The organism is Luteibacter anthropi, from assembly GCF_023699965.1.
GTDB lineage: Bacteria > Pseudomonadota > Gammaproteobacteria > Xanthomonadales > Rhodanobacteraceae > Luteibacter > Luteibacter anthropi.
The window spans coordinates 223,976-235,340 of sequence record NZ_CP077072.1; the positions used below are offsets into that span (position 1 = coordinate 223,976).

Consider the following 11,365-nt stretch of genomic DNA (forward strand, 5'->3'; position numbering starts at 1 on the left):
GAAACGTCTCACCATTGGATCCGTCTACCCGCACGCGCTATCGCGGGCGTTTCGCCCCCTCTCCCACCGGCGCCCTGCACTTCGGTTCGCTGGTGGCCGCCGTCGGCAGCTGGCTGGTGGCAAGACATGCCAGTGGTGACTGGCTGCTGCGCGTGGAAGACATCGACCCGCCACGCGAGGTTCCCGGCGCCGCCGCAGGCATCCTCGCCGCCCTCGATGCCTTCGGCCTGCATGCCGATGAGCCGGTGGTCTACCAGTCCCGTCGCCAGGCCCTCTACGAGACCGCCTTCGAACGCCTTCGCGAGGCCGGGGAGGTGTTCCCCTGCTGGTGCAGCCGGGCCGACCTGGCCCCGCATGGGGGTATCCATCGCGACGGCCGGTGTGTGGCGGCACCTGATCCGCAACGTCCGCCTGCCTGGCGCCTGCGGGTGCCGGACGAAACGCTGCGCTGGACCGATGAACTCCAGGGCCCTCAGGAGGAAAACCTGCGTGACGTGGCAGGTGACTTCGTCATCCGCCGCGTCGAGGGCCTGTGGGCCTACCAGCTGGCCTGCGTGGTGGACGACGCCGACCAGGGCATCACCCACGTGGTGCGCGGAGCCGACCTGCTGGAATCCACCGCCCGGCAGATCTATCTGCAACGCGTTCTCGGCTTGACGTCGCCCGGCTACCTGCACCTGCCACTGGTACTGGATGGCGAGGGCCGCAAGCTGTCCAAGTCGGCCGCGTCGCTACCGGTGGACCCGACCGATCCGCTGCCCGCCCTCCGACGGGCCCTGGCATGGCTGGGCATGCCGGCAGGCGACGCCGGGGACAGTCCCGGGGCCCTGCTGGCCTCGGCGCTGAACGGATTCCAGCCTGCGGCGCTTCGCCGCAGTAGTCTTACCCCGGCACCGGCGTTATAAAAATCGTTTGCCCGCCACGCGGGCCACTCCATTACGGGACACGGCTGGGATGAAGCACGGCATCACGCAACGCACGGCGCTGGTCACCGGCGGCACCGGGGGCATAGGCACGGCGATCGTGCGCTACCTTGCCCGCCAGGGCCACCGGGTGGCCACCAACTACCGCGACGACGCCAGGGCCGCGGCATGGCGCGAGGACATGATCCGCGACGGCATCGACGTGGTGATGGTCAAGGGTGACGTTTCCGACCCCCATTCGGCGGCGGACATGATCCGCGGCGTGGAGGAACTGGCCGGTCCGGTCGAGATCCTCATCAACAACGCCGGCATCACCCGCGACACCACCTTCCACAAGATGGACTACCAGCAGTGGACCGAGGTGGTGAACACCAACCTCAACGCCTGCTTCAACGTCACCCGCCCGGTCATCGAGGGCATGCGCTCCCGCCAGTGGGGTCGCATCGTTCAGATCAGCTCGATCAACGGTCAAAAGGGCCAGTACGGCCAGGCCAACTACGCCGCCGCCAAGGCCGGCGTGCATGGTTTCACGATCTCGCTCGCGCAGGAAAACGCCCGCTTCGGTATCACGGTGAATACCGTATCGCCGGGCTACGTGGGCACGGATCTGGTGATGGCCGTGCCGGAAGATATTCGCGCCAAGATCGTCGCGCAGATTCCTGTCGGCCGCCTCGGGCGTCCGGATGAAATCGCGCACGCGGTGGCCTTCCTCACCTCCGAGGAATCCAGCTGGATCACCGGCTCAAACCTGGCCATCAACGGCGGCCACTACATGGGCTGGTAAACGCCCCTGTAGGAGCGCGCCTTGCGCGCGACCGGTCCTCACGAAACCCATGGGGCTCATCGCACAGTCCGGTCGCGCGCAAGGCGCGCTCCTACAACAGGTTTGCGATGTCGCGGGGTTCGCGGATATCCACCTTGTTGTGGTGCGCGCGGAACTTCGCCATCACCTGATAGGCCAGCCGGCGCGCACGCATCACGGAACCCAGCGGCCGGTGTGCGGCGATGCCGTGCCACGGGCTGAATGACAAGCCATCGTCGATGGCTTGTCGACGTGACTCGTTCCACGCAGGCTGTGGCGCCAGCACGATACGCGCCACGTCGATGTATGGGCTCTTTTCTTCCGGCCATGGCACCGAGGCGTCCTCGACGGGCATCGTCTCCGGGTCGGTCAGGAATTGCACACGCACGTCCCACTCGCCTCCCTGCGCTGCGAAGTGTTCCTGCACCGCCTCGCGCAGGCCATCGGGCCGTCCGTTGACCTCGACATGCGCGCCGGTCAGCTTCGTGAGATTCGGCGAACGCGGTGCAATGCACAGCTTCACCACGTAATCGCCGAAACGCAGCGGTGCCTGGCTGTAATAGGTGTCGCCCAGCGGGTGTGTCTCCGGCTGCCCGCCGAGGGCCAGCAAGGTCGAGCTCTTTCCACCGAAGGCTTCGACGACGCGCTCTGCACCACGCAGTACGGCGGAAAGGGCCTTCTTGGCGCCTTCGGCACGATCGGTGGTGGCGGCCACCAGCTTCAGCGAGCCGGAAAATTTCTTCGCCGTCGCCGCCTTGAATGCCGGGCCGTTGGCCAGCACGAAATCCTGCGTGACGTCGTTTTCGCTACCCGGCAGACGCTCGCCGTCCACACCGACGATCTTCACCGCCATGCCACGCGGGGTGGACACGCTATCGTCAAGCAGGTCGCCGGGAATCGTGGACAGTCGCATCACGAGGGGCCACGTGCCGGGCCTGGCAAAGATGCCTTGCGCCAGTTCCCGGGGCAGGTCGCCGGGGACGATGAGTTCGCCGGTCAGCAGTCCGTGGCTCTTCGCATGTACCGAGCGGTAGGCGTGCTTTTCGTGTTCCAGCGTCGTGGTGTTGATGCCGGTGAGGGTTTCGATCAATTCCTCGGCCGTCTCGGCTTCATCGTCGCCGACGTGCTCCAGCGCATCGTTGTAGAGGATCGGAGCGGGATGAAGCGACAAGGGCATGGCACGACCTCCGGACGGGATCGGAAGATCGTCGCCGCGCCCACGTGAACTCCATGTAGGAGCGTGCGGTCGCGCGACTTGAGCGAAGCTGCCTGTCCGGTCGCGCGCGAGGCGCGCTCCTACAGGAGAGTGCGGTCGCGCGAGGCGCGATCTTCCCCGCTTTTGTAGGAGCGTGCTTGCGCGCGACCGGTGGGTGAGGTCGCGCGCAGGCGTGCTATTACTTGAAGCGATAGCTGAACGTCAGGTTCCAGCGCTTCTCGCGGGTGGTGCTTTCCGGTGGCTTGTCGCCGGTGGGTTTGGCCAGGGCGAGATCGATGGTGTAGTGCTTCGCATCGGAGAAACGCACGCCAACCGCCGCCGAGTCGAGATGGTTGATCAGCGGCCGTGCACCGTTGAGGTAGACGCGCGCACTCTGATACGCCACGTACGGCACGATCGACTTCACCCACGTATCGCCTGACACGAACGCCCGATTCACTTCCGCCGATGCACCCCAGCCACTGTCGCCGGCCGCATCGCCGGGATCATAGGCATAGGCGTAGCTCGGCCCACCGAAGTTGATCTGCTCCGTCGACGGCACCGAATCCTTGCTGTACTGGCCCGTCAGCCGGAACACGGCACCGAACTTGTGCCCCAGCTGCTGTGACCACAGCCCATTGATCATGTAGCGGGTGAACGTGGTGTCCGGCAGCGCCACCGACACGCCTCCCGGTACATTGGTCAGTGCCCGCGAATAAGCCCCCATGCCGTCGAAACCATGTGCCACGGCGAAGCTGAATTGCTCCGTGTGTTTCTCGGCGATCTTCAGCCATGCCAGCTCTGCATTGAGTACGCGCACGTTCGACTGCAACGCGATGAATGCCCCGGTATCCACGTTGTGATAACGGTCGTCCTGTTTCGACCCATAGAAACCGATCGTCAGGTTCAGGCGCTTCGTGTTGGTGAGGATGATCGGATAGCTGGTGGAAAGCGCCAGCTTGCTCTGGCTCAGTCGATGATCGAGGTACGACGGCAGCTGGCTGTTGTCGGTATCCGGGTTGCCCCAGTAGCGGCTGGCATCCACCTTGGCCTGCCAGCCACGCGAACCGATCGGCTCCAGCCAGGTCGCCGCGTAATAGCGCTGCCCGCCACCATTGGGAATCAGCGTCGATATGCTCAGCTGCTCACCCAGTGGCGTGAGTCCGTTCTCCTGCAGCGACAACACGCCCTGAGTACCGGGGTGGTTGAAATCGACGCCATAACTCGCGTCATAGCGCTGCCGGGTGACATCGAGATCCAGCCGCGTTGCACCGTCGGTGGTCGTGGGTGCCGGTACGTTGGCCGCCACCTTCACGCCGGGCAGCATGCCCAGAAGCTGGGTGTAACGTTCGAAGGTCTCCTGTCGCAGCGGACGTTCGTCGACGAGGTGCCGGGCCATGGCGCGGATGCGCTTGTCCATGTTGCCCGTGTCACCCTTGATCTGCACATCAGCGACGTAGCCTTCCACCACCGTGATGTGCACGACGCCACCGGCGAAATCCTGGGACGGCACGAAGGCGAACGACAGCGCATAGCCCTGTTGCTTGTACATCGCCGTGACCTTGTCGCAGGCGGCGATCAGGTCGCGCACCGTCACTTCCTTCCCGCGCATCGGCGAGAAGACGTCGGCGACCTTGTCGAAGGAAATCGATTTCACCCCGCTCACATCGAAACGGGATGGCGTGATCCGGCTGGCGAGCAAGGCCTCCATGGCCTGGGTCGGAGCCTGCACGTTGACCTTGACCGCGGGCGCCTCTTTGGGGACTTCGACGTGCGGAAGGGTTTGCAGTGGATTGGCCGGGACGCGAACCTGCGCCTGGGCGGAACATACGACGGTGATGCCAGCGAGGCAGCCGAACCATCGATTCATGGGTTCTCCCTGCAAACGATGACGAACGTCGCCCTGCCCGGTCGACGCCATCGGTGGATCCCACTACCCGGGAGCAGGTGGCGCATCGCGCCACCTGCTCCGGTCCATCCCTAGTGCTTCTTGATGCCCAGCACCGCGCCGAGGCCCGCGCCCACGTCGACACTGCCACCCGTGCTGCTCGTGCCACCGGCCACTGACCCGACCGTGTTGCTCACGCCGCTGACCACACCACCCACCAGGGAACTGACTGCATTCTGCGCGCCGCCCCCCGTTCCGGTCCCAGCATTTGCGGCATTACTGACCGTCGCTACCGTATTGCTGACCGTGGAGGCCACGGTGCTGGTGAGCGCACTGACCACGTTGGCCGCCCCGCCGGTGCCGCTGCCGGTACCGCCGCTGGCGCCCGTGAGGCCCGTGGCATTGGCGACCTGGTTGACCAGATTGTTCACCGGCTGGGTCACGGCGGCGGCAGGCGAACTGGCGGACGTGATCGTCGCCACGGTACTGGCCGTGTTGTTCAGCAGGCTCGCCACCGGCGTAGTCACCGGCGACAGTGCGGCCAGCGGGCTGCCCGACGCCGTCAGGCCGGACACCGTGGTCGCTGCCGCGTTGATCGTATTGCCCAGGCCGGTGCCTGTATTCGCGATCGTCGCGTTGGCGCCACCCGCCGCACCGACACCCGTGTTGAGCGTCGTGCTGAGCGCGCCCAGCGTGCCGCCGGTATTCGACAGCAGGTTGCCGGCCAGCGAGGTCACGCCGCCTGCCGCACCCGGCGCCGAGGTGGCCGAGACCTGCGCACCGAGGTTGCTGATGCCCGTGGCGACGCCGCCGGTCACCCCACCGGCCGCCGAACCCGCCGCTGCCACGAGGTTGCCGGAGTTCACCGGGCTGGCGCTGCTGCCCAGTGCGCCGGCGAGCGGCGTCACGACGCTGCTCAGGGTCTGGGTCAGGGTCGTTCCGCCGGAAGAGCCGAGGGCTCCGCCGAGCTGACCACCCAGCTGCTGCACACCCGTACCGAGCTTGTCCACGACGGTACCGACCGTGGCCGTGATCGGGCTGATTGGCGTACCGCCGCCCACGCTGCTGACACCGGCGCCGACGTTGTTCACCGCCTTGCCTACATCGGTGACGACGTTGTCCGTGCTGCCAAGGGTCACGCCCACCGGGTTGGAAATGTTGCCGGTCTGTCCGAGGCCGTTGGTGACGCCGTTGCCAAGCGCCGTCACCGCATTGCCGAGGTCGCCGACGACGCCGCCGAGCGACGTGGTGAGGCCGCTGGTGCCACCCAGTGCCGTGATGGCCGGGATCTGGCTGCCAACGCCGGAAACGGTGCCGCCGACGGCCGAAATGATGTTGCCCAGGCCGGTGCTCACGGCGCCAACGGCGTTGCTGGGCGGCGGGGTGGGTGTCGTTCCACCGCCTCCGTTGTTGCCGCCTCCACCGTTGTTGCCACCGCCTCCGTTATTCCCGCCTCCACCGTTGTTACCACCACCGCCGTTATTCCCGCCGCCACCATTGGTGCCGCCACCGCCGTTGGTCCCACCTCCACCATTGGTGCCGCCACCGCCGTTGGTGCCGTCGCCACCATTACTGCCGCCACCGCCGTTGGAGCCGGTGCCGCCGGAGCCGGAACCGCCGTTGTCACCCGAGCCGGTGCCACCGCTACCCGACCCGCCGGAACCGCCGCCGTTATCGCTGCTTCCGCCGGACCCGCCGGCACCACTCGGATTCACCGTCGCACCGGAGCCACCACCGGAATGGGTGGAGCTGTGTCCGCTGCATGCGGTGATCGAGACCATGGCCGCGAGGATGCAACTGGCCAACAAAGTGCGGGTAAAAACCTTGCCGAATGTCTGCTCGCTCATGATTCACTCCTGAACGCGTTGCGTTCTGGGTAGTGCCCCCCTGCCATGTGGGAGCGATTCGAGGACTGTGACCCACGTCACATCCTTGTCTCCATCAAACGCCTGGCGCGAAAGACGGATTACGCAAAATTGGCTAGCGGCAGGGGTTGTTCTGTGCAAATTCGGAGAGTTGTTCAGGGGCGTCGCAGCGGGCGGAAAGACGTTCGATTGAAATGGTTAAATTGATTTTCTCGAGGGGTATCGCCTGATCGGTCGCGCGCAAGGCGCGCTCCTACAGGGCTAGGTTGTAGGAGCGCGCCTTGCGCGCGACCGGTAGGGCTAGGTTGTAGGAGCGCGCCTTGCGCGCGACCGATCAGGCGACCCCTACCCCAAAATCAAAAAAACGCCCCGGAAAACCCAACGCGCCAGACAGGCGCGCCAGGTCTTCCGGGACGTCTCCGTGACATCCCTTTCGGTGTCGGTTCCGTCAGTGCACGGTGAAAAGCTTGTCGAAGCCGGCGATGCGCAAGGTATTGCGCAGCTGCGGGTTCGCATTGACCAGACGGATGTCGGCGCGGTCGCCACCGGCGTGTTCGCGCAGGAGCATCAGCATGCCCAGCGCGGAGCTATCCATGGCGGTAACGTCTTCCAGGTCGAGGACGTAGCTGCGCACGGCCGCCACGTCGCCCAGGCAGGCGTCGTGGAAGGTGCGGTGGATCGAGAAGTCGAAGCGCTCGCCCAGGTGAAGGGTGAGGCAGCCCTGCTCGGTATCGTGGTGGATGTTGATCGCCATGGGTTATCCCTTCAGAACAGGTCGATGTCGCCGGCAGCCATGGACTGCTGCAACGCAGGTCCGCGCGAACGCAGGCGGGCGCGTTCGCGCTGCTCGGCCAGGCGGGTGCGCACGCGCTGGGCGCGGCTCGCCAGCTCGTTGGCGTCGGCCGGCGCGCAGGCCAGCTCTTCGATATCGCGGGTGCAGTCGGCCGTGATCTCCTGCAGATCGACCAGGCGCGAACGCGTCTGGTGCAGCAGCTGGCTCAGGATGTCCTCGAACTGCAGCGAGCGGATGGTGGTGGACACGTCGTTGCCGAGGCCACGGTTGATCGTGGCGGCCTCGTCGGCGGCGGCGCTGGTGCGTGCGTTGGTCTCGGTGATGTTCGACATCATCTCGTCGATGTCGCCCTTGGCCTGCAGCGCCACGTTCATGTCCTGCGAGGCCATGTGGCCCACCAGCTCGCGCAGCTGTTCCATCGCCGTGCGCGAACGCTCCACGTGGGTGCCGATCTTCTCGTTGAACTGGTTGCTGTGCTGGGCGAGGTTGCGGATCTCGCCTGCCACCACCGCGAAGCCACGACCGGATTCACCGGCGCGGGCCGCTTCGATGGCTGCGTTGAGCGCCAGCAGGTTGGTTTCCTCGGCGATCGTGTTCACGTTCTTCAGCAGGGCGAACACGGCGTCCATTTCCTTCGCCATGCCGTCGATGCGGTAGACGATGCGCAGGCTTTCGCGCGACAGCTGCACGATGAGGCCCACGAAGTGTTCGAGCAGGCCGGCGGTGCGCGAGGCGAAGTCCTGCACCGAAATGCCCTTGCCGCCACTCTCGATGATCTCGCTCAGCAGCTTCTGCTGCTTGCCGGTCTTCTGCGACAGGCCGTTGAAGCCACCGCCCAGTTCGGCCACGGCATCGCGCAGCAGGTCGAGGGCCTGGTTGAGTTCGCGGCTGGCGTGGCCCAGTTCGTCCACGATGGCGCTGCGCACGTCTTCCATGGCCTCGCGTACCGAGGCTTCCTCGCTGGACGAGCTGTTGAGCACCACCTCGACGGCCGGCAACGGTGCCGGACGCAGGCTGATGGCGATCCAGGTCGCGGTAAGCAGTGCCACCACGACCGGGGCGACCCAGGCCACATGGAACACGAGGACCAGGACCAGCGCCACGCCGCTGGCGGCGAAGCCGATGCTGCGTTCGTTCTTGGGAATGACCATGATGAACTTCTCGGTTATCAGGTGCCGACGCGTGCGGCGGCGGAAACGGGTGTATGGGCAAGCGCGAGCAGGCGCGCGGCGATGGCGTCCAGCGGCAGCATTTCGCTGGCCGCGCCGGCTTTCCAGGCAGCGCCGGGCATGCCCCAGACGACCGAACTGGCCTCGTCCTGGACCAGGGTCGGTGCGCCGGCTTCCATCAACTCGCCGAGGCCTCGCGCACCGTCGTCGCCCATGCCGGTCAGCAGGCAGCCGATGGTGGCGGCGCCGACGCTGGCGGCCATGGAACGGAACAGCACGTCCACCGACGGCTTGTGCCGGTTTACCGGCGGGCCGTCGTGCAGGCGACAGACGTGGCGTGCGCCGTCCCACATCACCAGCAGATGCTGGCTGCCGGGGGCGATATAGGCGTGGCCGGGCTGGATGGGCTGGCCGTCGCGGGCCTCGCACACCTTCATCGCGGAACAGGTATCCATGCGCGCGGCAAAGGGGCCGCTGAAGGCGGCGGGGATGTGCTGGGTGATGACGATGGGCGGCGCGGTGGGCGGCATGGCTTCGAGCACCACGCGAATAGCCTCGGTACCGCCCGTGGACGCGCCGATGGCGATGATCCGCATGCCGCCACGGGTGCCGGCCGACTGCGCGCGCGGCAGCACCGCGTCGGCGGACAGGCGCGGAGCCACCTCCAGCCTGGCCGCATCGAGCTTCGTAACGTCGATCTTGTTCACTGCCGTGCGCTCGCGCGGACGCGCGCCCGCGGCGAGGCGCACCTTCGCGCAGATGTCCGGCGCGTGGTCCATGAAGGTGTTGGCCAGATCGGCGGCCGGCTTGGTGAAGAAATCGACCGCGCCCAATTCCAGCGCACGCAGGGTGACGTCCGCCCCGCGCTCGGTCAGCGTGGACACCATCACCACGGGCATCGGCCGCAGGCGCATCAGGTTTTCGAGGAAGGTCAGGCCGTCCATGCGCGGCATCTCGACGTCGAGCGTGAGCACGTCGGGATTGAGCGCCTTGATTTTCTCACGCGCGATCAGCGGGTCCGGGGCCGTACCGACCACCTCGATTCCGGGATCGGATTCGAGCATGGCGGTCAGCACCTTACGAACCAGGGCCGAGTCGTCGACGATGAGAACGCGTACTTTCTGCATGGGCTCTGCCGCTGAGTGGCTGGACATCCTTGTCGGCAAGCCGACCGGATCGTGAAACGCAAGATGGAGCGTCAGAAGAGCTCCACCTCTCCCTTTATCGGATCGTCGGCCAATCGCTTGAGGTATCGCTTCTCACGATCGGCGAGATGAGTGTCATGGACGGCGCGCAGCTGGCGCACACGTACCTTGCCGCTCACCGGGAAGAACTGGACATGGCGCGGATAGATATCACCCACGTCGGCCGCGCACAGTTTCAGCTTCTCCGTGGCGATGTACCGCTGCACGAAGGCGATGTTGCGCTGGCCGATGTCGGTCATCGTGGACAGCACGCGACCACCGCCGAAGATCTTCACTTCGAGGTCGTCGCGACGGCCGCCCGCTTTCAGGATGGCGTTGATCAGCTGTTCCATCGCGTCGTTGCCGTAGCGCGCCGCGCGGCCCACGGTGGAGCTCCAGCCGTCCCGCTCGCCCGTGGGCTCCGGCAGCATGAAGTGGTTCATGCCGCCGATGCGCCGGCGCGTGTCGCGGATGCAGGCGGAGACACACGACCCCAGCACGGTCGAGATCATTTCTTCCTGCACGCTGACGTAGTACTCGCCAGGCAGGATCTTTACCGTCACCACTTCCTGGGCAGGATCCCAGAAGCGGCGCACGTGCTCGAAGCCGGGCAGCACGCTCTTCGGGTCGAAACCCACGAAAGTGCGGGGCTGCGCGACGAAGGTGTCGCTCATGTGCGTTTCCGGTAGACCGTGCGGCCGATCAGGTCGAAGTCCTCGGACAGTCCGTACATGGATTCCGAGTGCCCGAGGAAAAGATAGCCGCGGCTTTCCAGCATGCCGGCATAACGGGAGAACAGGCGTTGCTTCGTGGGCTTGTCGAAATAGATGACCACGTTGCGGCAGAAAATGGCATCGAACTGGCCCTGCATGGGCCACTCGTGCAGCAGGTTGAGCGGCTGCACCGTCACCAGCTCACGCAGGCGCGGATGCACGCGGGCATAGCCGTCGTAGGCACCTTCACCGCGCTGGAACCAGCGCTTGCGGCGGGCTTCGTCGACACCGCCCAGGCGATCCACCGGGTAAACACCCTTGCGCGCCACGTCGAGTGCCTGCGGCGACAGGTCGGTGGCGAGGATCTTCGCGTCGATGGACGAACCGTTGCGCTCCAGCGCCTCGGCCAGCACCATCGCAAGCGCATAAGGCTCTTCGCCCGTGGAGCAACCGGCCGACCAGATGCGCAGGCGACCGCCCTTCTTCTCAGCCAGCCAGCGGGGCAGCAACTCGTCCACCAGCAGGTCGTAGTGATGCATCTCGCGGAAGAACGAGGTGACATTGGTGCTGATGCAGCTGGCCAGCTCGCCCAGTTCGCCGTCCGGATCGCTGCGCAGCAGGTCGCAGTACGCGCCGAAGCCGGAGAGGTTCAGCGCGCGCAGGCGACGCAACAGGCGTCCCTGCACGAGCTGGCGCTTGTGCTCGCCCAGCGAGATGCCACAGTGCTGGAGCACGAAATCGCGCAGGAACGCGAAATCGGCGTCACCCAGGGACGGACCGGTGGCGCCCGCCAGCACGACGGCATCGCCGTTGTTGGCGAGCGCGGCCATCGA

10 protein-coding genes are annotated in these 11,365 nt (G+C 66.2%); 2 read left to right on the top strand and 8 right to left on the bottom strand.

Annotated elements, in window-relative coordinates; genetic code table 11:
* Nucleotides 1-14 precede the first annotated feature (14 nt).
* Both gluQRS and phbB read left to right on the top strand, forming a co-directional pair.
* Complete coding sequence (gene gluQRS, locus KR767_RS01050) at nt 15-905, top strand: tRNA glutamyl-Q(34) synthetase GluQRS (protein ID WP_250877837.1); 891 nt, start codon at nt 15-17, stop codon at nt 903-905.
* Nucleotides 906-966: 61 nt separating this feature from the next.
* A complete protein-coding gene (gene phbB, locus KR767_RS01055; RefSeq protein ID WP_166947353.1) occupies nt 967-1,707 on the top strand; it encodes an acetoacetyl-CoA reductase in 741 nt (246 codons plus the stop codon).
* A gap of 91 nt (nt 1,708-1,798) precedes the next feature.
* On the opposite strand, the gene KR767_RS01060 is transcribed toward phbB, so the two are convergent.
* From KR767_RS01060 to KR767_RS01095, 8 genes are all read right to left on the bottom strand, one after another.
* The gene (locus tag KR767_RS01060) at nt 1,799-2,902 is read right to left on the bottom strand and encodes a catalase family protein (RefSeq protein WP_166947299.1); all 1,104 of its coding nucleotides are present in this window, start codon (nt 2,900-2,902) and stop codon (nt 1,799-1,801) included.
* 217 nt (nt 2,903-3,119) lie between these two features.
* Nucleotides 3,120-4,790, bottom strand: a complete 1,671-nt coding sequence (locus KR767_RS01065) for a ShlB/FhaC/HecB family hemolysin secretion/activation protein (protein WP_250877838.1) — start codon at nt 4,788-4,790, stop codon at nt 3,120-3,122.
* 110 nt (nt 4,791-4,900) lie between these two features.
* Complete coding sequence (locus KR767_RS01070; protein WP_250877839.1) at nt 4,901-6,655, bottom strand: collagen-like triple helix repeat-containing protein; 1,755 nt, start codon at nt 6,653-6,655, stop codon at nt 4,901-4,903.
* Between the two features lie 466 nt (nt 6,656-7,121).
* Nucleotides 7,122-7,427 carry an STAS domain-containing protein gene (locus tag KR767_RS01075; RefSeq protein ID WP_208392458.1) on the bottom strand — a complete coding sequence of 102 codons (306 nt, stop codon included), beginning with the start codon at nt 7,425-7,427 and terminating at the stop codon, nt 7,122-7,124.
* 11 nt (nt 7,428-7,438) lie between these two features.
* The gene (locus KR767_RS01080) at nt 7,439-8,617 is read right to left on the bottom strand and encodes a methyl-accepting chemotaxis protein (RefSeq protein ID WP_250877840.1); all 1,179 of its coding nucleotides are present in this window, start codon (nt 8,615-8,617) and stop codon (nt 7,439-7,441) included.
* A 17-nt stretch (nt 8,618-8,634) separates the two neighbouring features.
* Nucleotides 8,635-9,762 carry a protein-glutamate methylesterase/protein-glutamine glutaminase gene (locus KR767_RS01085; RefSeq protein ID WP_166947303.1) on the bottom strand — a complete coding sequence of 376 codons (1,128 nt, stop codon included), beginning with the start codon at nt 9,760-9,762 and terminating at the stop codon, nt 8,635-8,637.
* A gap of 71 nt (nt 9,763-9,833) precedes the next feature.
* Nucleotides 9,834-10,493: a chemoreceptor glutamine deamidase CheD gene (gene cheD / locus KR767_RS01090; protein WP_166947304.1), complete on the bottom strand. Its 660-nt coding sequence runs from the start codon at nt 10,491-10,493 to the stop codon at nt 9,834-9,836.
* The gene (locus KR767_RS01095; protein ID WP_250877841.1) at nt 10,490-11,362 is read right to left on the bottom strand and encodes a CheR family methyltransferase; all 873 of its coding nucleotides are present in this window, start codon (nt 11,360-11,362) and stop codon (nt 10,490-10,492) included. The genes cheD and KR767_RS01095 overlap by 4 nt, the downstream gene beginning before the upstream one ends.
* Nucleotides 11,363-11,365: the final 3 nt, after the last annotated feature.